The 19,880-nt window shown below is 62.8% G+C and carries 21 protein-coding genes and 1 pseudogene; 16 read left to right on the top strand and 6 right to left on the bottom strand.

Annotation, left to right across the window (positions count from 1 at the left end):
• Window positions 1–113 precede the first annotated feature (113 nt).
• The 4 genes from GE253_RS23825 to GE253_RS23840 are packed head-to-tail and all read right to left on the bottom strand — an operon-like array spanning window position 114 to window position 2,540.
• Complete coding sequence (locus tag GE253_RS23825; protein ID WP_153206662.1) at window positions 114–503, bottom strand: hypothetical protein; 390 nt, start codon at window positions 501–503, stop codon at window positions 114–116.
• Window positions 500–1,840 (bottom strand): recombinase family protein, encoded by a 1,341-nt coding sequence (locus GE253_RS23830; RefSeq protein ID WP_153206663.1) that lies wholly within the window; start codon window positions 1,838–1,840, stop codon window positions 500–502. The genes GE253_RS23825 and GE253_RS23830 overlap by 4 nt, the downstream gene beginning before the upstream one ends.
• A complete protein-coding gene (locus tag GE253_RS23835; protein ID WP_153206664.1) occupies window positions 1,837–2,349 on the bottom strand; it encodes a DUF2924 domain-containing protein in 513 nt (170 codons plus the stop codon). Before GE253_RS23835 ends, GE253_RS23830 begins: the two co-directional genes overlap by 4 nt.
• A complete protein-coding gene (locus GE253_RS23840; protein ID WP_153206665.1) occupies window positions 2,346–2,540 on the bottom strand; it encodes a hypothetical protein in 195 nt (64 codons plus the stop codon). The genes GE253_RS23835 and GE253_RS23840 overlap by 4 nt, the downstream gene beginning before the upstream one ends.
• A gap of 405 nt (window positions 2,541–2,945) precedes the next feature.
• On the opposite strand from GE253_RS23840, the gene GE253_RS23845 reads away from it, so the two are divergent.
• From GE253_RS23845 to GE253_RS23900, 12 genes and pseudogenes are all read left to right on the top strand, one after another.
• On the top strand, window positions 2,946–3,746 hold the full coding sequence (locus GE253_RS23845) for a hypothetical protein (protein ID WP_153206666.1): 801 nt from the start codon (window positions 2,946–2,948) through the stop codon (window positions 3,744–3,746).
• 56 nt (window positions 3,747–3,802) lie between these two features.
• Window positions 3,803–5,605 (top strand): 7-cyano-7-deazaguanine synthase, encoded by a 1,803-nt coding sequence (locus GE253_RS23850; protein WP_153206667.1) that lies wholly within the window; start codon window positions 3,803–3,805, stop codon window positions 5,603–5,605.
• 204 nt (window positions 5,606–5,809) lie between these two features.
• The gene (locus tag GE253_RS23855; protein WP_089288095.1) at window positions 5,810–5,995 is read left to right on the top strand and encodes a helix-turn-helix domain-containing protein; all 186 of its coding nucleotides are present in this window, start codon (window positions 5,810–5,812) and stop codon (window positions 5,993–5,995) included.
• Window positions 5,992–6,432, top strand: coding sequence for a hypothetical protein (locus tag GE253_RS23860; protein WP_153206668.1), 441 nt, complete (start codon window positions 5,992–5,994; stop codon window positions 6,430–6,432). The genes GE253_RS23855 and GE253_RS23860 overlap by 4 nt, the downstream gene beginning before the upstream one ends.
• Complete coding sequence (locus GE253_RS23865) at window positions 6,429–6,908, top strand: hypothetical protein (RefSeq protein ID WP_153206669.1); 480 nt, start codon at window positions 6,429–6,431, stop codon at window positions 6,906–6,908. The genes GE253_RS23860 and GE253_RS23865 overlap by 4 nt, the downstream gene beginning before the upstream one ends.
• Before the next feature lie 115 nt (window positions 6,909–7,023).
• A complete protein-coding gene (locus GE253_RS23870) occupies window positions 7,024–7,875 on the top strand; it encodes an ATP-binding protein (protein WP_153206670.1) in 852 nt (283 codons plus the stop codon).
• An 11-nt stretch (window positions 7,876–7,886) separates the two neighbouring features.
• Window positions 7,887–8,612 (top strand): hypothetical protein, encoded by a 726-nt coding sequence (locus GE253_RS23875; protein WP_153206671.1) that lies wholly within the window; start codon window positions 7,887–7,889, stop codon window positions 8,610–8,612.
• 19 nt (window positions 8,613–8,631) lie between these two features.
• Entirely contained in the window at window positions 8,632–8,859 is a 228-nt protein-coding gene (locus GE253_RS23880) for a hypothetical protein (RefSeq protein WP_153206672.1), read from the top strand.
• Window positions 8,860–8,993: 134 nt separating this feature from the next.
• A complete protein-coding gene (locus GE253_RS26385) occupies window positions 8,994–9,221 on the top strand; it encodes a DUF6511 domain-containing protein (protein WP_247878842.1) in 228 nt (75 codons plus the stop codon).
• Between the two features lie 15 nt (window positions 9,222–9,236).
• On the top strand, window positions 9,237–10,034 hold the full coding sequence (locus GE253_RS23890; RefSeq protein ID WP_153206673.1) for a hypothetical protein: 798 nt from the start codon (window positions 9,237–9,239) through the stop codon (window positions 10,032–10,034).
• Entirely contained in the window at window positions 9,983–11,353 is a 1,371-nt protein-coding gene (locus GE253_RS23895) for an AAA family ATPase (protein ID WP_247878843.1), read from the top strand. Before GE253_RS23890 ends, GE253_RS23895 begins: the two co-directional genes overlap by 52 nt.
• 638 nt (window positions 11,354–11,991) lie before the next feature.
• Window positions 11,992–13,877 (top strand): annotated as a pseudogene (locus GE253_RS23900) (VapE domain-containing protein).
• Between the two features lie 597 nt (window positions 13,878–14,474).
• On the opposite strand, the gene GE253_RS23905 reads toward GE253_RS23900, so the two are convergent.
• Together GE253_RS23905 and GE253_RS23910 are read right to left on the bottom strand one after the other, a co-directional pair.
• A complete protein-coding gene (locus GE253_RS23905) occupies window positions 14,475–15,353 on the bottom strand; it encodes a hypothetical protein (RefSeq protein WP_153206674.1) in 879 nt (292 codons plus the stop codon).
• A 20-nt stretch (window positions 15,354–15,373) separates the two neighbouring features.
• Window positions 15,374–16,054 (bottom strand): hypothetical protein, encoded by a 681-nt coding sequence (locus GE253_RS23910; RefSeq protein ID WP_153206675.1) that lies wholly within the window; start codon window positions 16,052–16,054, stop codon window positions 15,374–15,376.
• 975 nt (window positions 16,055–17,029) lie between these two features.
• Between GE253_RS23910 and GE253_RS23915 the strand changes: the two genes are divergently transcribed.
• The 4 genes from GE253_RS23915 to GE253_RS23930 all read left to right on the top strand — a co-directional run bounded on the left by GE253_RS23915 (window position 17,030) and on the right by GE253_RS23930 (window position 19,878).
• Window positions 17,030–17,464, top strand: a complete 435-nt coding sequence (locus GE253_RS23915) for a hypothetical protein (RefSeq protein ID WP_153206715.1) — start codon at window positions 17,030–17,032, stop codon at window positions 17,462–17,464.
• On the top strand, window positions 17,461–17,658 hold the full coding sequence (locus tag GE253_RS23920; RefSeq protein WP_348770941.1) for a hypothetical protein: 198 nt from the start codon (window positions 17,461–17,463) through the stop codon (window positions 17,656–17,658). The genes GE253_RS23915 and GE253_RS23920 overlap by 4 nt, the downstream gene beginning before the upstream one ends.
• On the top strand, window positions 17,651–18,103 hold the full coding sequence (locus GE253_RS23925; protein WP_153206677.1) for a DUF6362 family protein: 453 nt from the start codon (window positions 17,651–17,653) through the stop codon (window positions 18,101–18,103). Before GE253_RS23920 ends, GE253_RS23925 begins: the two co-directional genes overlap by 8 nt.
• A 389-nt stretch (window positions 18,104–18,492) precedes the next feature.
• On the top strand, window positions 18,493–19,878 hold the full coding sequence (locus GE253_RS23930; protein ID WP_348770942.1) for a DNA modification methylase: 1,386 nt from the start codon (window positions 18,493–18,495) through the stop codon (window positions 19,876–19,878).
• Window positions 19,879–19,880 lie beyond the last annotated feature (2 nt).

Raw genomic sequence — 19,880 nt, forward strand, 5'->3', positions numbered from 1 at the left:
CCCGGTGGAATTTCCAACTTTGGTCAGGCGGGTGGTGTGCATGGCGACATCCTTGTTAGCTTCCTCTGATAATGTAATGACGCACGTTCATACGTCAATCGCGACGCAACGTTTCACTCCTCGAAAACCATGCCCGGCTGCTGCTGCCATGGTGCCTGGGCGACGGTCGCCAGCCGGTCCAGCGACAGGGGGCACGGGCGGCGGTTGATCAGAAGCTGTTCCAGAACCATAGGCGACAAATAGGCCAGTCGCAGGAATCGGCTGATAAAGGGCACCGTCACTCCCTCCGCGGCGGCGATGTCCGTCAGGGTTGCCGCCTCGCCCCGCTCCAGCCGACGACGCCAGTCCCAGGCGCGGGCGATGGCACGCAGCAAACGGGGATCGGGCGCGCGCCCGTCGGCGGCCATTTCGATATCGGCCGGCGGCACGATGCGCGGGCGGCCGTTGCGGCGCTTCAGGGCGAGCGGGATGACAATGCGGATGGTATCGGGGCTGTTGCTCATGCAACGCTCTCCAGGCTGCGCGGGGTGAGCAGATCGCGCACCATTGTGCCCAGGCCGGCTGTGCGCAGGTCAACGATGATGCCGTCTGCGGTAACGGTGACGTGATCCACCAGCAGCCGCACCAGACGCGCCTGTTCGGTCACGAACAGGGCAGACCAGATCTCATCGAACCGGTCCAGTGCCGCCACCACCTCTCCCTCGGTCAGGTCGGGTGCTTCGGGGCGGGCCGCTGCCAGGGTTTGCGCCACGATCTCCGGCATACGCACAAGGCGGCGCACCTCCCGGATCACGGCATTCTCCACCATCTCCGCCGGCAGGCGCAGCGGGGCGCCGGAATCCGGGTCGATGGACCGCCCCCGGATCACATCCATCGAGGCGTAATAGCGATATAGACGGCTGCCCTTTTTGGTGGCCGTCGGCGTCATGGCGGTGCCGGTTGGCCCGAAGATCAAGCCCTTCAGCAGGGCTGGCGTCTGTGCCCGCGTGGCGGCGGCGCGGGAGCGTGGGCTCTTCTGCATGATGGCATGGACCTTGTCCCACAGATCCTGGCTGATGATCGCCGCATGTTCGCCCGGATATGACGTGCCCTTGTGGACCGCCTCCCCCAGATAGATGCGGTTGTTCAGCAACTTGTAGAGGAAGCCCTTGTCGATGGGCTTGCCCCGCTTGCTGACGACACCTTCGTTGGCCAGTTGTGCCACCAGGGCGGTGGCCGAGCCCAACTGGACGAATCGTTCAAAGATCATGCGGATGGTGGCGGCCTCCGCCGCGTTCACCACCAGCTTGCGGTCCTTCACATCATAGCCGGTGGGCACATAGCCGCCCATCCACATGCCGCGTGCGCGTGAGGCGGCAAACTTGTCCCTGATCCGCTCCCCGATCACCTCGCGCTCGAACTGGGCGAAGCTGAGCAGGATGTTCAGCGTCAGCCGGCCCATAGAAGTGGTGGTGTTGAAGCTCTGGGTCACGGAAACGAAGGTGACGCCATTGCGATCGAACACCTCGACCAGCCGGGAAAAATCCATCAGGGCGCGGGACAGGCGGTCGATCTTGTAGACGACGACCACATCCACCAGCCCATCATCGATATCGGCCAGCAATTGTTGCAGGGCCGGCCGTTCCAGGGTGCCGCCGGAATAGCCGCCATCATCGTAGCGGTCCCGCAGTGCCACCCAGCCTTCGCCCTTCTGGCTGACGATATAGGCCTCACAGGCCGCGCGCTGGGCGTCCAGGCTGTTGAATTCCATCTCCAGCCCTTCCTCGGTCGATTTGCGCGTGTAGATGGCGCAGCGCAGGCGGCGTTGGGGTGGGCTGGCGGGGGCATTTGTCCGCTTCATGGCTTGTCCCTTCCGATTTCCCGCAGCCCGAAGAAGCGCCAGCCGTTCCAGCGCGTGCCGGTGATGGTGCGGGCAACCGCCGACAGGGACTGGAAGGTCCGGCCCTCAAACTCGAATCCATCGCGCAGGACGGTGACGGTGTGCTCCACCCCGTTCCATTCGCGCACCAGCCGCGTGCCGGCCACCGGCTTGCGCGGATCGACCAGCATCGCCCTGCGACCGGGCTTGCCATTCACCTCGTCGGCCAGCGCATCCAGCAACCGGACCGTCTCCCGCGTGGGGCCGCCATAGCTCAGTTCCTGAATGCGCCAGGCCAAGCGCATTTCCAGAAACGGACGGCTGTTGTTCGGCGCGTCTGCACTGAACAGGCGGCGCCATTCCGTCTTCAATTCGTTGACGCTCATTTCTTTCAGTGCGGCCAGCCGCGCCAGCACCGTGGCATCCCGTTCCGTGTCGGTACCGGGACGGGGCAGCCCGCCGGCCTGTTTTCGTGCCTGCACCAGCGTCATCCTAACCCTCCAACCCTGTTGCGTGGTTCGCGACCACCACCGCGCTGGGCAGGCGAGAAGTCCAGGCGAATGTCTCCGCCACGCACGCGCAACAGGCCGGCGGCGAGCAACCGGCCCACCTCGGCCAGCCGCTCCTCTGCTGTCATCCGGTCGGGGCCGAGGGCGTTGGGGCCGCTCAGGGGCTTGTCCATGGAGATTGTCCGCAACTGATGTCGATGGCGCGGACCGTAGGCGTCTGGGACAAAAAATAGAAGTAAAGTCAGATGCTTATCGCGGCAGGGCGAAGAAGAAGGAATTGCCGGTATGGGAATGCGTACCCTGCATTCCCATACCGGTCGCATCTATCATGACCTTCGGCATCAGTTCGCCACCCCATCAACCAATGGCTCTCCCCCGGTCGCGAACGCATCTTCGGGTGGGTGGTAAAAATCTTGGCGCGGGAGACTTTTTTTTGAGATGCTTCTACCAACATCTCCGAAATGCGACATTAATGCATAGGCTTTCGCGCAATGGCATCTGTCTATCGGTTCTGTTCCCCGATTTTGAGCATGGTTGCCGCCCATAACCAGACCAACGACTGTTGGTAGGGGCAAACTATGGGCCACCAGCGTCTTGGAAAGCTGCCTGCCCTTCGTTCCCTGCCGGAGATCGTCCGTTATCTCGTTGCTGGAGGAACGCCAACGGACGATCTGGTCGATCAGGTGACCAGAATTGGCCAGGATGCTCTGAAACGCGGCCAGCAAGATCCCTTATTTGTCGAAGCGCTATGGTTGTTAGCGCGACTTCCTCAGGCGGTTGGTTCTCCTGATGTGGCCGGTGCCTGCCAGGAAATTGGGTTGCCCGATACGTTACCGACGACATTGTCGGAAATGCTGGTCGTCTACGACAGCGCACTTGAACGGTTTCAACGTCGACAGCACGCGCATGTGACGGATCTCGGCGAAATCGCGCGTCGTGCTGGTGCATCCGCTTTGGGTGAGGCCATTCAAAGCCGGCTGCCCAGTCTATGGCAGCCGACCGCAGATGATCTCAGGACAACCCTTTCGACATTGAAGGGCACGGAGTCGTTTGCTGTGATGGCGCACAGCTTTTATGCGAACTTCGTGGGACGGGTTATTCGCTACTACGTGGATCGAAATCTTCACAAAATGGTCGGCGTCGATAGGCTTAGTCGATCTGTTTCAGATCTCCGGACATTTGATGATGCCATCAAACGGCACTGTAACGAAGCCGCACTGATCATGCGAAATTTTGCACGCGACTGGATGGGGAAGAACCATTACCGGGATGGTCGGACAATAACCAGACAAGACATGGGTAGGTTCTCTGCCTTTGCCGTGGAGAAAATTGGGCGCGAACTGGAGCAGAGAAGGGGCCAGAGGAAGGGTTTATCGTGAGACACCACCGGATCGAATGTGGCGTTGCGCAGTCTTCTACCCCTGAGTCCATCATCATGGATGTGCAAGGCCCTGGCCGGAACGTTAAGCTTCGCATCGACTACATCACCCGAACGATGCTGGGAAATGTTCCGGACCTGCTGATTGATCTTCTGGAATTGGCGGCCTATGTCTACTGCGCTGATCAGCGGATCGGGCGCGGATCGGAAAATCTGCCGAATTTCGGAGAAGACTGGCGACGTAGTTTGCATTTTTCTATCCCAGTCCGGCAGTTGGACGTATGGCAGGATCCAGAAATCAACGACCTTCTGATCGAGACACTTGGTTTCCTTTCCGACGACAGCTACGAGTTTGACTTCCGGCAAGCGCAGGCACCGGCGCAGCCGCAGTCACTTTACTTTGCAAATCTGATCGACGGCTCAATGGAGAATGACGAGGTTGCTCTGTTCTCAGGCGGCATTGATTCGTTCGCGGGCGCGGTGGACGATGTCGCTATCAACGATAAGTCAGTCACCCTCGTCGGTCATTCTTCATCAACGAAGGTTCGTAATGTTCAGGAACTTCTTATCAACGGCCTAAAGCAGCGCGGCTTTGAGCGAAAGATCTCGTACATTCCTGTATGGGTCAGCAATGAAGGTGAGCGCGCGCGTGAATACACCCAGCGAACCCGTTTATTCCTTTTCGCCTGTCTCGGGTTGGTTGTCGCGCGCATGTCCGGAAAGGACAGTTTCAGCTTCTACGAGAATGGTGTGGTCAGCATCAACCTGCCCTTGGCAGGTGACGTGATCGGCGGGCGGGCGACCCGCACCACGCATCCAAAGGTCCTGCGGGGGTTGGAGGGGCTGTTCTCGGCCCTGCTGGAGCGCGACATCCAAATCCGCACGCCACTGCAATGGCTGACCAAGAAGGAGGTCGTCCTCAGGATCAGGGACGCGGGCTTCTCAGACATGCTGGCGATGACGGTCAGTTGCACACGACCACGAAAATGGACTGGAACGCAAAAGCATTGCGGTGTCTGCTCGCAATGCATTGACCGCCGTTTTGCGGTGTTGGCTGCCGGAATGGGCGATCACGAGCCCGCGGACAGCTATATGCGGGACCTGCTCCTGGCGGACCGGAGCATCGATGACGATCTACGCATGGCCCTCAGTTATGTATCCTTTTTCCAGCGGCTGGGAAGCACCTCGAAAGAACGCTTTCTGATCGATCATCCTGAAATCGTACCAGCATTGGACCGGTTTCCCAGCTTGTCAGCCGACGAAGCCGGCACAAGGCTCTACAGTCTGTTCCAACGGCACGCAAAAGCTGTGGAAGACGTCATTGCCGATGCAGTGACCAAGCATTCCCGATCCCTATTCCGCAATGAGCTGCCATCCGGTTCTCTCTTGGCCGTCTGCTTCAGCCGGGGACATGTCGAAGTCGCTCCGGCCCCTGATTATGATACCCGAACCAAGGCCTTCATCGACAGGCTCAGCGCCCCCATCCTTGAATTCGCCGTCGATGGACAGGGGAAGCGGGTGCTGTTTCGCGGGGAGCACAGTCTTGATGGGGCAAATTTCCGGATGGTTGAGGCATTGATCGAGAATTTCCGGAGGGCAAAAGCTGTCGATGAGGAGATCCCGTTTATGGCTTCAGTCGATCTGGCGGATCGGCTTGGGCTGAGCGATCCGTCCATGCGGCAGCAATTACGCCGGCTCCGGGAGGCGCTTGAGCCTCTTGTCGTCAGTCTCGGCATCCCTCTTGACCAAGATACTTTCATTCAGACCAAAGAGCGTTCCGGTTATCGGTTGAACCCGGCGCTGCGGGAAGTTTCGATGGCCGACATCCGAAGCGAGTCCGCACTGTTGTCAAAGGCCTGAAGTCGCTCCGTCACAAGCTGAAGCCCGCTCGTCACGCACTCCGTATCAGCCCCTCGGAAATGGGGGGCTTTTTCGTGTCCGGACGTCACAAGAAAATTCGGGTCTGACCATATCGGCAGAACCGTAATCCGCTGAAAATCCTCGCATATCCAAGCACCCCAACGTGACTGGATGAAAAGACGAGATGCAGCAGCGGAGATGTCCATGCACATCACACATTTAACCCAGACCGATCTGGCCCGGCGCTGGCGGATCAGCCCGCGCACCCTGGAGCGGTGGCGCTGGCTGGGACAGGGGCCGAAATACCTGAAGATCGGCGGCCGCGTCGTTTACCGCCTGGAAGATATCGAAGCCTTCGAAGCTGAAAAGCAGCGGGAGGCGGTCGCATGACCCAGGCGATGACAGCAGACACCTGCGCAGAATCCCGCAGCGATCACTTTGTTTTCTCTCCGGTTCGCGGGCGAAACAGGGCGAAAACACGCGAATTTGTCCAGGAGCCTGCCTCCAGTACTGAAATGGGGATGCAGAACACCGAACCCACCCGCCCCCTGTTCACCGACGAGACCGCGTTGCTGGACTGGCTCCGGACCGCGCAGCCGGGCGAGCACTTTCTCTACCACATTGGCCATCTTGCTGCCGACCGTGAGCGCGGCAGCACCACCCTGACCGACCCGCAGCGGCAGGCGCTGTGCCGGCTGGCCAACCGCGTTCTGACGCTGGTTGCCGAAGAAACGGTGACGGCGGCACAGCGCCGCCGGGCCGACGGGCACATGGCCTATCTCGCCATCAAGATGTCCGGCGGGAGCGCCGGGAGGAGATTTCCATGAACAATCGGATCACGCTCGACGATCTGATGGGAATGCCGGTCGGCGAAATATCCGGCCTGCCGGTCGAGCAGTTGGCGCTGCTGCTGGACGATCTGGCCGAGGAAAGGGCCCGGCTGAAACGGCTGGACGATTGGCTGAACGGGGCTCTGGCTCTGCGTTATGGCGAGCGCGCCCGGGCCCTGCGCCATGCCCTGGGCAAGGATGCCGGCACCGTCCGCATCGAAGAGGCCGAGGGCTTCGTCGCCATCTGCGACCTGCCGAAAAAGCCTGAGTATGACCAGGGCAAGCTGCGGGCGGCTGTCGAAACCATCCGGTCCTGGGGCTCCAACCCCGATGACTATATCGGCATTGAGATCAAGGTCAGCGAAACACGCTATGGCGCGTGGCCGCCGGAAATCCGTCGGTTGTTTGAGCCCGCCCGAACGCTCCGCGTCGGCAAACCCGGTTTCCGCCTGGAACGGCCAAAGCCGCGCTGACCATCCCGGACGCGGCGGGGTGGCCCTATCCGCAAGGACGGGCGGGCTTCCCTTCGGCGCCTGGTCAACACCCCGCCGCACCCCTTCGACCTGCATTTTCAGGGATCCATAGATCATGGCCATCCGCATCATCACCGCCGACGAGCGCCTGTCGGCCGCCAGCAACAAGACGAGCTTCGCCATCTTCGGCGTTCCAGGGGTCGGCAAGACCTCGCTGCTGAAGACCCTGCCGCCGGACCGTACCTTGTGCCTCGACCTGGAGGCGGGGCTGAAATCCGTCCAGGACTGGCGGGGCACCAGCATCCCGATCCGCAGCTATCTGGATTTCCGTGATCTCGTCGTTCTGATCAGTGGCCCCGATCCGGCGGTCCACCCGACCGCCACCTATGGCGAGGCGCATTACCAGCATGTCCGGGCCAGTCACGCCGATAGCGGGCTGGAAGCGTTCCTTGCCTCCAAGCCCATCCTGTTCGTTGACAGCATTACCGACCTTTCCCGGCAGGTGATGACCTTCGCCCGCCAGCAGCCCGAGGCCTTTTCTGAGCGCACCGGCAAGCCCGATGTGCGGGGGGCGTATGGCCTGCTCGGGCGTGAGGTGATCCACGCTTTGAAGCTACTGCAGCACGCGCCCGGCAAGACGGTGATCTTCGTCGGGGTGCTGGAGAAGGTGACCGATGAGTTCAACGCCGTCACTTGGCAGCCCCAGATGGAGGGCGCCAAGATCGGCCGCGAACTGCCGGGCATCGTCGACCAGGTCATGACGATGCATTTCTTCGACAGCACCAGCGACGGCGGATTTGCCTTCAACGAGAAGGGCGAACACCGGCGGCTGGTCTGTCGTGCGGGCAATCCCTGGGGCCTGCCGGCCAAGGACCGCAGCGGCCGCCTCGACCCGACCGAGCCGCCCGACCTCACCGCCCTTTTCACCAAGATCAACGCGCCCGGCACTGCCGCCGCGACCGCCTGAAGGAGAGCACCATGTATGATCTGAACGATGCCCAGCCGCAGATGGCCCCTGCCGGTGACCTGATCCCGGATGGCACTTTTGCCCGCGTGCGCATGACCATCCGCCCCGGCGGCGTGAACGGCTCCAGCCCGCTGGATGCCGGGCTGCTGACCGCCTCGAAATCCTCCGACGCCAAGATGCTGGATTGTGAATTCACCGTCGTCGAGGGGCCGTTTGCCCGCCGGAAATTCTGGCAGAACTTCACCGTGGCTGGCGGCAAACTGGATGACAAGGGTGTGTCCAAGGGCTGGAACATCGCCAAGGCCGCCTTCCGCGCCATGGTGGACAGTGCCCTGGGGCTGGATCCCAAGGACATGAGCGACGCCGCCAAGGCGAAGCGCACCCTGCGCGGGCTGAAGGATCTGGACGGCATCACCTTTGTTGCCCGCATCATGGTCGAGCCGGCGAGCAACCCGCAATACAAGGATGCCAACAAGCTGGCCCATGTGGTGACGCCCGATGAGCCGCAGCACGCAATGGTGCTGCGCGGGGAGACGGTGCCGCCCGAACCGGTAAACGCCAAGCCCCGCAAGGCAGCGGAACCCGCCGCGCAAGGTGGCCTCGCCTGGGCAGCCAACCCACCGGCCACCGCCAACAGCGGCACTGCCTGGAATGCGGCCCCCGCCTGGGCGGGCCAGACCACGCCGCCCCCATCGCCCCCCGCCGCTCTGGTTGGGCCGGCATGGCTGAACGGCTGACCGGGCCGGCACCACCGGCATGACGGACGATGAATGGCAGGCGCTGGCAACGCGCGAAGCGGCAAAGGCGATCGGACAATGGCTGGAAGGACGTGGCCGACTGCATCAGCCCATTGCGGTGCTGACCCTGGCAGAGCTGGAAGCGATGGCGGCCAACGCCGTCGCCCGGTTCGTGGTGCTGGCCGCCCAACGGATCCGCGACCAGCCAAACGACAGCCAGAACCTCACCCGGCTCTTGCTCGGATAGGCCCTTGTGAACTGTGCCACCGGGAGGGACGCGGCTTCCTCTACCTGCACCGGCACAATCCGCTGCTGTTCCACCGCTTCTGCTCCATGGGCTGCCTTGATGCAGGATCCCGTCTGGCAAAGGAGAATAACGGGATGATCGACAAGACCGCACGGGAAGTGCGGGCGCTGAAGGACGCCCGCCGCCCCTTTGCCGAGGCGCTGACCGACCTTGGCCTGATGGAACCCTTTTTCCATCGCACCGCCGCCGAGATCGACCGCCTGATCGAGGCCGCCGTCACCGGCTATGTCGAGAGTATGCAGCGCCAAGCGGGCGTGCAGGAGCGGACCGGCACCGCGCTGGACGACCCCTTGCCGTTCTGAAATCGGGCCGCCGCCATGATCGACCTTAACCACGGTTCCGGCTGCCAGTATGAGCGACCGGCCCGCGACCCCGGCATTGCTGCCGCCATCAACGCTGCCATCGATGCTGCCCTGGCCACCCGCAACCGGGCACAGCCGCCCCGGCACTATGTCAGCACCTCTGGCATCGGTCGCGAATGCCTGCGCCAGATCCAGTACGACTATCTCGCCCTGCCAAAGGATGCAGGGGCTGATTTCACGGGCGCCACCCTGCGCATCTTCGAAGCCGGCCATCGTGGCGAGGATGTGGTGGCCGACTGGCTGCGCGCCGGCGGCTTCGACCTGCGCACCCACCGCCGGGACGGAAGGCAGTTCGGCTTTTCGGTGCTGGACGGGCGGTTCCGTGGCCATATCGATGGCTGCCTCGTCTCCGGCCCCGCCGCCATGGCCTATCCGGCCCTGTGGGAGAATAAATGCCTGGGGGCAGCCCCGTGGAAGGAGGTGGTCAAGCGTGGCGTCGTCGCTGCACGGCCCACTTACGCGGCACAGGTCGCGCTTTATCAGGCCTATATGGACTTGGCCGAACCGGCCCTGTTCACGGCGCTGAACCGCGACAGTTGGGAACTGCACGCCGAACTGGTGCCCTATGATGTGCCGCTGGCGCAGCGGATGAGCGACCGGGCGGTGGAGGTGGTGCGGGCATCCGCGGCGCGGGAACTGTTGCCCCGTGCCGCCGCCCACCGCACCTCGGCCCTGTGTCGCGGCGGCTGGACCGGCGGGGAATGGCACGCGCCCTGTGCCTGGCAGGACCGTTGCTGGGGGCCCGCGCCATGATCGGCATCACCCCGTCCGCCAACCAGACCCGCGCCATCGCCGCCATCCGCAACTGGTTTGAGAACCGCACCCGCGAACAGCCGGTGTTCCGCCTGTTTGGCTATGCCGGCACCGGCAAGAGCACCGTGCTGAAATTCGCGCTCGACGATCTGGGCCTTGACCCGCATCGCTCCGGCAGGGAGGGCGGCACCATGGTGCCGGGCGTCGTCACGGCCACCTTCACCGGCAAGGCGGCGCTGGTGCTGCGGCGCAAGGGCACGCCCGCGCGCACCATCCACAGCCTGATCTACCGGGTGATCGAGGCAACCGAAGAGGAGATCGAGGCAGCGCGGCAGAAGATCGCCGAGGCTGAGCAGCAGGCACGCACCCTGTCCGGCTTTGAGCGTGTCACCGCCGATGCGGCGATCGAGGCCATGCGCCAGGGGCTGAAGGACATGCGCAAGCCACGTTTCGACCTCAACCCCGACAGCGATGCTGCCCATTGCCGGCTGATCGTGCTGGACGAGGTATCAATGGTGGGCACCGACATGGCCCGCGACCTGCTGTCCTTCGGCAAGCCCATCCTGGTGTTGGGCGACCCCGGCCAGTTGCCGCCGATCAAGGGCGAAGGCGCCTTCACGCAAGCAGCACCCGACATCATGCTGACCGAGATCCACCGGCAGGCGGTGGAGAGCGCCGTCATCCGGCTGGCCACCTGGGCGCGCGAGGGCCGGCCGATCCCCATGGGCCGGCACGATGATCACGTCTGGAAGCTGGCGAAGACGGCGGTGACGCCGGACCAGTGCCTGCGCGGCGGACAGGTGATCTGCGGCCTGAACGCTACCCGGCTGCAACTGAACAACGCCCTGCGTCGTGCCGCCGGCCTCAATGGCGGCTGGTTGCCGACAGGACCTGCCGAGAAGATCGTCTGCCTGAAAAACCGCAACGACCTTGGCGTGATCAACGGCATGTTCCTGACGCTGGATGACATTGTGGATGAGGGCAGCCTGTATTTCTCCGCCACGGTGACCGACGAGGACGGCAACGCCATCGGCCCTGTCGGCCCGGAGGGAAAGCGGGAGCGGTTGCGCCTCTACAAGGGGCATTTCGAAGATCACCATGTCCTGGACAAGGACCGCCACGACCGCGACTGGAAGGAGAAGCGGCATCTGGTCGAAGCCACATATGGCTGGGCCATCACCGGCCATAAGGCACAGGGCAGCCAGTGGGAGAACGTCATCGTCTGGGACGATGGGCTGGGCCGCACGGCAGAGGACCGCGCCCGCTGGCTCTACACCGCCATCACCCGGGCCGAGAAGGGGCTGGTGATCCTGGCATGATCGACCTGAACGATGTCTGGCAGCCGCCACCCCGGTTCGATCTGCGCCAGGTCCGCGACCGGCTGGCGGCATCGGCACCCGATTGGCTGCCGGCCCTGTTCCCCAGGGCGCGCCTATCCGCCGACTGCCGCACCCTGCGCTGTGCCGATCTCTCCGGTCGGCCACCGCGCAACGAAGGCTCCTGTGTCATCCATCTGGCCGGGAGCCATGCCGGCTGGGGCTTCGACTTCGCCACGGGGGAAAGTGCCGGCCCCATCGACCTGATCCATTACGCCACCGGCCTGGAGGATGCGCCGCTGTTCGAGGAGGCGGCCCGGCTGGCGCGCCTGGATATGCCGCTGCCGGTGGCCCGAGCCACACCAACCAAGCCGGACCACAGCCTGGAAATCGCCCGCATCCTTAATGGCTGCCGCCCGCTGGCCGGCACGGTGGCGGAAGCCTATCTGCGCAGCCGGGGCTTGTCGGACCCCGGATCGCCGGACCTGCTCTTCCATGACGACCTGACCGACTATGACAGCGCGCGCGGTTGGCCTGGCATGGTGGCGCGGGTGCGCGACAGTGCCGGCCAACCCACCGGTGGCATCCACCGCACGTTCCTGTTGGAGGATGGTTCGGGCAAGGCCCCGCCGGGCAAGAAGATGCTGGGGCCGATCGCGGACGGGCATGTCCGGCTGTGTGCGATCGGAGCGGATGGACGGCTGGGCGTTGCCGAAGGCATCGAGACGGCGCTGGCGGCAACAGCGATCTTCGGCATTCCTACCTGGGCCGGACTGTCGGCCGACGGCATGCGGCGGTTCCAGGGGCCCGACGGCGTGCGCCACGTCACCATCTTCGCCGATGCTGGCGACGCCGGTCGCCAGGCTGCCGCCGCGCTGGCCGACCGGCTGAACCGGGCGGACATACCCAATACCATCGTCGTCCCGCTGCACGGCGATGATTTCAACGATGATCTGCGGCAAGGGGCGACCGCCGCTGACTATGGCCTGGAGCCTGCCGCGCAACCCGTCCCAACGCCCCACACCCTGGCGGAGATGGAAGCCGTAGCCCTTGCGCTGACCCACCCGCCCGACATGACGGACCTTGCCCGCCTGCTGGGGGCCATTGCCACCGCGCGGCTCGACCCGGTGCCCATCCGGCACCTGTTGACCACCATCAAGGCGACCACCCGCATCCCGGTTTCGGTGCTGGAGAAGCAGTTGCGCGACCTGCGCCGCCGGCTGAATGGCGGCGGGGGTGACGCACCGGCGATCCGCCCGCCCTGGGCCGCCATGCTGCGTATTGGCGACGACGGCACGCCGGAGCGCAACGAGGCCAATGTCATCACCGCCCTGTCCAACGATCCGGCCTTTGCCGGTGCCCTGGTCTTTGACGAATTCCGGCAGGAGATCCTGGCGGCCCGCCCGCTGCCCTGGGAAAGCGGCCCGTTCCAGGCCCCACGTCCCTGGAATGCCACCGACGATGTGCGCTGCGCCGAATGGCTCCAGCGCCGCGAGATCAATGTCACGCCCCTGGTGGTCAGCCGCAGCGTGGGTGCGGTGGCCAACGACATCCGCGTTCACCCGGTGCGTGACTATCTCGACCATCTGCGTTGGGATGGCACGCCAAGGCTGGAGACCTGGGCCATCCGCTATCTGGGCGCCAAGGACACGCCGCTCAACCGCGCCTTCGGTGCCCGCTGGCTGATCTCCGCCGTCGCCCGTATCCTGCGTCCCGGCGCCAAGGTCGACCACATGCTGATCCTGGAAGGGCCGCAGGGCACCGGCAAATCCACTGCCCTGAAGATCCTGGCCGGAGAGGACTGGTTCACCGACGAACTGGCGGAGATCGGCAGCAAGGACTGCGCCCAGCAGATGCGCGGCGTCTGGATCATCGAGATTGCCGAACTGGACGCCATTGGCCGGGCCGAGGTTGAACGCATCAAGGCCTTCCTGACCCGCACCACCGACCGCTACCGGCCACCCTACGAGCGCTACGTCATCGACGTGCCCCGGCATGCGTCTTCGCCGGGTCGGTGAACCCCGACACCTATCTGCGCGACGAGACCGGCAACCGCCGCTTCTGGCCGCTGCGCTGCGGCCGTATCGACCTTGACGGTCTGCGCCAAGACCGCGACCAGCTTTGGGCCGAGGCGGTCGCCCGTTACCGCCACGGCGCCATCTGGTGGCTGGACGATCCCGACCTGATCGCCGCCGCCAAGCTGGAGCAGGAAGCCCGCTATCAGGGCGACGCCTGGGACACCCGCATCGACCGCTGGCTGACCCACGAACGCCGCCGCGTCAACCGGGGTGCCCTCGGCTATGACGACTGGCGCGACGAGGAGGTCGAACGCGACCAGCCGGTCTGTGACGTGTCCGTGGGTGAAATCCTAGAAGGGGCGCTGGGGATTGAAACGGGGAAATGGTCACGGTGCGATCAGATGCGCGTGGCAGCGTATCTGAAGGCCCGGCAGTGGGAACGGTACAAGGCGGGGGCGGGTGGACGGCGGGAATGGCGGTATCGGCGGCCGGTGTGGGCAGTAGATTGACTTGGTCGCGGCTTCATCCGAAAGTTCGTCGTCGACGCTTGGCGGTGGACAGTATGCAGGCGCATAAGATCGGCTGCTTTGGGGCGGACAGTCGGCTTCGAATTGACAATGATCGATGCATTGAAACCGCGGACAGCATTATCCATATGGATGAATGGCAATGGCGGTCAGGGCGTGTTAACGTCCTTCAAATATGGATTAGGTGCCGAATAGGCGCTTAAAAAAAACGCTTGCAACAATGATCTTTTTTGCTGCATATGCGTTTCCATAAAGCGAGCACACGCGAGCGGACTGGATTACCCTTGAGGAAATCTGGAAAGCCATCCGAAGTTCAGATTACCTGCTTGCGGGTAAATTTGGGCGTGTTCGTAACATCTAGACTTTGGACATCGTCCGGCCGGACGCCTCCAGAGTGGTTGTTACGATCCGTAGGTGTGAGAGATAAGTTGCGGAGTAGAACTGCTGCACGATCTCGTTGTTCGAAAGGCAAGCAACAATAATGGGTCTTTTGCTATCACGCGAATGACTGGGAAATGGGGTCGATGGTGCTAGTAGCGACATCGGCCCTTTCTCATTATCGGCCCTTTCTCATTGCGCTCAAATAATGAAGTCGTTTGGCGCGATATTGACGTGTCTTTCCTTGGGGGGACTTTGATGGCCATGGCAGTTGTCATAACTTGCCTTGAGCTTGCCTTTGACCGGAGTGCAGTCGTAGTGGAAGCAGTAGTCGTATTTGCCGCCTAAGCGACTACGAGCGTTCAGAAGGCAATCGATTGGATGTATCTTGGCGACACTGTTCCTCATAAAGCCATGACGGTCATTTCCAGGACTTTTAAAGTAGAGAACGCCATCACTGAGTGCGCGTTTCTGTCCCTCTGGTGGCGTAACCCACGGATGTTTGGCGAGAAATTTCTCTATCTCGCCGTCCAATAGCTTCTCTGGATCGTCGCTATACGACGCTTCCGTATAGATCTTCCAAAGTAGCTTGGACAATTCGCTGCCCTGGAAATTTCGAACCGGCAATAGCAGTGGGTTGAGATTGTGGACGTGAGTTTTATGGGATATTTTGTTTGAGGTCGTTCTTAGCCTCCTGCTGGCATCTATTACGTCGGCGGCGAAGCCATTAAGTAGCCTGTTATGCTCCTGCGTGCTCTTCGCTGCGGAAAGATCCGGGAGTGGCAAGCGGCGGGGAAGGGCGAATGGAAAGAACCTATTTAACAGCTTGCCTGTGCTCTCATCAGCATAATCAGCGTAAAGCAATAGCGTCACTATTGGGTCCTTCTCAGGTCGCGTTAGGTAGTACTCGAAAAGCTGGCTGATCAGGTTGTCGACGTGCTTTGGGCTGTAGCATTGAGTCCAAGGGTTGGGTGATAGGAAGAGTTTTCCACCCGGTGCAATTTTGATTTCGGGCTCCTTCCGAAGCCGATCAAACAGCAGAGTTGGAAGGCCAGCAATGACGATGGAATATTCCGGCATACCTGCTCCACGCTCAACAACTAGGCGCTTCTGTTGAGGAGAGCTGCGACAACGTCTAGAGGCAGCGACACCGACGACAACTGTTTCTTGTCTAGGGCGTCCACAAATGCGTGCAGCAGTGTACGGTTGTGCGTTGCAGAGCTCGCACTTTGTCCTATGCGGCGCTTCGCTAGGAACTGTTCCGTCTTGAACCCCTTGGCATCGATCCAGCGGCGAATATTCTCGATTATTAGCTTGTCGCGATCCTTCGCCTCTTCTGGAGCGATGAATTCAGCCTCTATGATTTCGTGAGCGGCAGAGGGGGCGACATCGGTGTCTTCAAATATAAAGTTTTCAATATTGAGGAAGCGGGAGTTTCCCTCAATCGGCACTGAAAAGGCAGCCCAGAAACGATAATTGAAACGTTCGGCTCGTTTCTCTTCTCCTAAATCATTTGTTCGATTGCCAGCGTTAGGTATGACCGAACTTTTACTTACCAGCGACTGGATGTTTCCATACTTTCCAGTAGAAATAATATCATATTTTTCGCTAAATCTGCTCTTGATGAACTCAGCAAGTGTCTCGGCCTCTTGCTTAATGATTTTTAGGTCTGGACCTAAATCCATTCCAAGCTTGCTAAGTAAGTACGGCTGACCACTTGCAAGCTCTGCATCTGCAAGGCCTTCAATCTTTTTTTCTATCTTAATCAGTTCTTCTAACACAGCATGACCCTGAACACTCTAAAATGGCAGGAACAATTTACGCTCGTGTCGCTCCAAAAAACCAGAATTTTTTTCGGGAGCGTGTCTAGTACCCCTTGGTGCTGCCGTTCCCGGATGGGGTGGCTCAGTCAAGCTATCGACTTCTCGCAGGTGATATCCCGGTCCGACTACGGGAGCGCGCTCCAGTTGGTACATGCGGAAGCTTGCGATCAATAGGCCCGGAGCTGCGGACGTTCGGAACTGGTGGGCATAGGTGACGCGACGCCGCCACCAATACCGTGTCTGCTTACAGGCACGCAGGATGAAGGCGTCTTTGACCGACATGGGGCGCTAAGCAGCCGTACAAAGGGATCATAGATCCCCACCTACCGTCTGGCATCTGTCAAACGGACGTTTGGCGACCGGAAACATGGCCAACACTGTCCCGATCGCCTGCTGCGGATCGCTGTCCCAACCTCTCTGAAACACACCCGCGCCGTCTGCCAAGGTTGGGATAAAGCCCGAGCCCAGTTCCAACTCACCCCGCCCGGCACGTCCCAACCGTCCCAACCTCATCAGGAGGTTGGGACACGCTGAAGCCCGCTGAAATCCTGGCTTTGTCCCATCCGTCCCAACGGTCCCAACCTCTGGCAAAGGCATTATGGAGAGAGAAAAATCACCAATGGGGTGCGGTTGATTGACACTTATACACATAATATGGCTAAAATTATTTTTGCTATAGAATGTTTGCACCCCCCGTTGGGACATGGGACGGTTGGGACCGCCAAGGGATGCGCGCAGCAAGCAAACGACCCTCTTGCGCCGTCCGTCGGCCTGTGATTCCATCCTCGTGACCGAAGCCGAAGGCCCACCCATGCGTGAGCCTTCATCATGTTTCTCCTGCATTCTGTTCCGGCAGCGCCGGACCCCAGGCCAGCCCCCAATGGGGCCAGCCGGCCACCGCAATCCATCCTAGCCCTCGACCTGGGCACGGTCATGGGCTGGGCCTTGCGTGCCGGTGACGGCACCATCGTCTCCGGCACCGAGGCCTTCCGCCAGGACCGCTGGTCCGGCGGCGGTATGCGCTACCTGCGTTTCCGGCGCTGGCTGGGGGAGATCGCCACCACCAATGGCGGGATCGGCCTTATCGTCTATGAGGAGGTCCGCCGCCATGCCGGCACCGATGCTGCCCATGTCTATGGCGGCTTCCTCGCCACGCTGACCGCCTGGTGCGAGGACCGGAATGTCGCCTATGAGGCGGTGCCGGTGGGCACCATCAAACGCTTTGCAACCGGCAAGGGCAATGCCGGCAAGGAGGCGGTGATCGCCGCCATCGGGGCGCGCGGGTTCAATCCGGCGGACGACAACGAGGCCGACGCCATCGCCCTGCTGCTCTGGGCCATCCAGCACCGGGCGGGAGGTGTGTCGTGAGCTTCCTGCCCAAAGGGTTTGGTGGCGACCGCACGCCGCCGGAAACCATCAAGCGCGACGGCTGGCGGGCTCAGGGCATCCTGGTGGTCAGCGCCGATGATGCCCGCCTGTCCTGGCCGGAACGTGAACTGGTCCGCCAACTGGGACGCAAACTTTATGGCGATCGCCCGGACCGGGAGGTGCCTCATGGCTGATCCCGTCTGGACCCCGTTGCTGGTCGAGGAACGGCTGACCGAGGCAGCCGATGTGCTGAAGCGCCTGCCCGAAGGCCGGATCGGCGGCTACTTCAACACTTGGCCGCAGATCGTGCCCGAGTTCTGCGATCTGGTCGGGCGCGAGCCGCCCCGGCTTCGCCCGCCGCTACCCACCGCCGCCGCCATCAGCCGCATGGAGGAATGCCTTGGCTGGACCATCGGGCTCGATCCGGTGGATGCCCGGATCGTCTGGCTGCGGGCCGGCGGCGAACGCTGGAAGGAGGTATGCTGGAAGGTCGGTCTGGCGCGCGCTGCCGCCCACCAGCACTGGCTCTACGCGCTCTGTGTCATCGCCTGGCGGCTTAACGGGCGGCGGGTGCCGGGCAAGCGGTCGCGCCAGCAGGTGATCGCGATGGTCCGTGCGGCGTGCGGCAGCGTAGGGTAGCGCAATCGACCGGGCAGACACTTTTCGCTGAGACGGGAAAGGCGGTTCTGGGGTAGATTTCCATCATGCTCAGGCGAGGTGCGCAGGCGCGCCCATCGCCGCCGGGGTGGCCGGAGGGATCGTCTCATTGCTGATCCGGCCGGCGGCGAGCAATAAGGTTGCGGCCTCGCGGTTCCTTCCTGGCCGATACCCTATGCTGGCGGCAGAGGTTCGGCATTCCGCCAGTAACGCGGAAAAATCAGGGCATTTCGTTTCGCCAACCGGGCCGGACCTGCAAAGCCAAGGGCTTATGGCATCCGGCCCCCGCCGATTGACGAAACGCTGGATGCCGGACCGTTTCGTTTTCCGCCATCGTCTGTGTGCCGCCCGTTTCGCTTTCAGGAGAGATCGTGGAGATCATCAACCTGCCGATCGAGCGGGTGGTCCCCTATGCCCGCAACCCGCGGCACAATGCCGAGGCGGTGGCCAAGGTGGCGGCGTCCATCGCCGAATATGGCTGGCGCCAGCCCATCGTGGTGGACCGGGACATGGTGGTGGTCGCCGGCCACACACGGCTGGAGGCAGCACGTCGCCTGGGGCTGACCACGGTCCCGGTCCATGTCACCACCGACCTGACGCCGGCGCAGGCGCGAGCCTACCGGTTGATGGACAATCGCAGCCACCAGGACGCGCGCTGGAACGACGAGCTGCTGGCGCTGGAACTGAAGGACCTGCGCATCGACGCGGTGGACCTGACGCTAACCGGGTTCGACGCTGGTGAGATCGACCACATCCTGGCCGCACTGGACGACACAGCGGACCAGGATACCGACGCCGCCGACAGCGCCGATCCCGACGCGGCGCCGGAGCCGCCATCCGATCCGGTGACACGGGCCGGCGACCTCTGGCTGCTGGGGGAACATCGCCTGCTCTGCGGCGACAGCACTGACCCGGCGGCGGTGGCACAGGTGATGGGCGGGGACAGTGCCGCCCTGTGCTTCACCAGCCCGCCCTATGGGCAGCAGCGCGACTACACCACCGGCGGCATCGCCCGTTGGGATGCGCTGATGCAGGGCGTGTTCGCCCATTTGCCGATGGCCCCTGATGGGCAGGTGCTGGTCAATCTCGGGCTGATCCACCGCGACGGCGAGTGGCTGCCGTACTGGTCGGACTGGCTGGACTGGATGCGGACCCAGGGCTGGCGCCGCTTCGGCATTTACGTCTGGGACCAGGGACCGGGGCTGCCCGGCGACTGGGGTGGTCGGCTGGCGCCGAGCTTCGAGTTCGTCTTTCATTTCAACCGGCAGGGCCGCAAGCCCAACAAGATCGTGCCCTGCAAATATGCCGGCCTCGACACCCACTTGCGGGCCGACGGCCATTCCACCGCCATGCGCAAGGCCGACGGCACCGTTGGGGCCTGGACCCATGCGGGGCAGCCGACCCAGACGCACCGCATCCCCGACAGCGTGATCCGCATCGGCCGGCACAAGGCGCGCGGCATCGAGGTGGAGCACCCGGCGGTGTTCCCGGTGGCGCTGCCCGAACTGGTCCTGAACGCCTATGCCGATCCAGGCGATGTCGTCTATGAGCCGTTCTCCGGTTCCGGCACCACCCTGATCGCCGGCGAACGCACCGGCCGGCGGGTTTGCGCCATCGATTTGGCACCGGCCTATGTCGACGTGGCGGTGCGCCGCTGGAACGAACTGTTCCCCGCCACCCCGGCTAGGCTGGAGGGTGGCGGCACCTTCGCCGAAACCGCCGCTGCGCGGGGCGTGACCCTGGCCATCGCTGCCTGATC

It is taken from the genome of Niveispirillum sp. SYP-B3756 (assembly GCF_009495745.1).
GTDB lineage: Bacteria > Pseudomonadota > Alphaproteobacteria > Azospirillales > Azospirillaceae > Niveispirillum.

Bases quoted from the DNA above. Each gene is read 5' to 3' on its own strand.
- GE253_RS23825 (WP_153206662.1), bottom strand. From the start codon at position 503: ATGAGCAACAGCCCCGATACCATCCGCATTGTCATCCCGCTCGCCCTG.
- GE253_RS23830 (WP_153206663.1), bottom strand. From the start codon at position 1,840: ATGAAGCGGACAAATGCCCCCGCCAGCCCACCCCAACGCCGCCTGCGC.
- GE253_RS23835 (WP_153206664.1), bottom strand. From the start codon at position 2,349: ATGACGCTGGTGCAGGCACGAAAACAGGCCGGCGGGCTGCCCCGTCCC.
- GE253_RS23840 (WP_153206665.1), bottom strand. From the start codon at position 2,540: ATGGACAAGCCCCTGAGCGGCCCCAACGCCCTCGGCCCCGACCGGATG.
- GE253_RS23845 (WP_153206666.1), top strand. From the start codon at position 2,946: ATGGGCCACCAGCGTCTTGGAAAGCTGCCTGCCCTTCGTTCCCTGCCG.
- GE253_RS23850 (WP_153206667.1), top strand. From the start codon at position 3,803: ATGGATGTGCAAGGCCCTGGCCGGAACGTTAAGCTTCGCATCGACTAC.
- GE253_RS23855 (WP_089288095.1), top strand. From the start codon at position 5,810: ATGCACATCACACATTTAACCCAGACCGATCTGGCCCGGCGCTGGCGG.
- GE253_RS23860 (WP_153206668.1), top strand. From the start codon at position 5,992: ATGACCCAGGCGATGACAGCAGACACCTGCGCAGAATCCCGCAGCGAT.
- GE253_RS23865 (WP_153206669.1), top strand. From the start codon at position 6,429: ATGAACAATCGGATCACGCTCGACGATCTGATGGGAATGCCGGTCGGC.
- GE253_RS23870 (WP_153206670.1), top strand. From the start codon at position 7,024: ATGGCCATCCGCATCATCACCGCCGACGAGCGCCTGTCGGCCGCCAGC.
- GE253_RS23875 (WP_153206671.1), top strand. From the start codon at position 7,887: ATGTATGATCTGAACGATGCCCAGCCGCAGATGGCCCCTGCCGGTGAC.
- GE253_RS23880 (WP_153206672.1), top strand. From the start codon at position 8,632: ATGACGGACGATGAATGGCAGGCGCTGGCAACGCGCGAAGCGGCAAAG.
- GE253_RS26385 (WP_247878842.1), top strand. From the start codon at position 8,994: ATGATCGACAAGACCGCACGGGAAGTGCGGGCGCTGAAGGACGCCCGC.
- GE253_RS23890 (WP_153206673.1), top strand. From the start codon at position 9,237: ATGATCGACCTTAACCACGGTTCCGGCTGCCAGTATGAGCGACCGGCC.
- GE253_RS23895 (WP_247878843.1), top strand. From the start codon at position 9,983: ATGGCACGCGCCCTGTGCCTGGCAGGACCGTTGCTGGGGGCCCGCGCC.
- GE253_RS23905 (WP_153206674.1), bottom strand. From the start codon at position 15,353: ATGCCGGAATATTCCATCGTCATTGCTGGCCTTCCAACTCTGCTGTTT.
- GE253_RS23915 (WP_153206715.1), top strand. From the start codon at position 17,030: ATGGGCTGGGCCTTGCGTGCCGGTGACGGCACCATCGTCTCCGGCACC.
- GE253_RS23925 (WP_153206677.1), top strand. From the start codon at position 17,651: ATGGCTGATCCCGTCTGGACCCCGTTGCTGGTCGAGGAACGGCTGACC.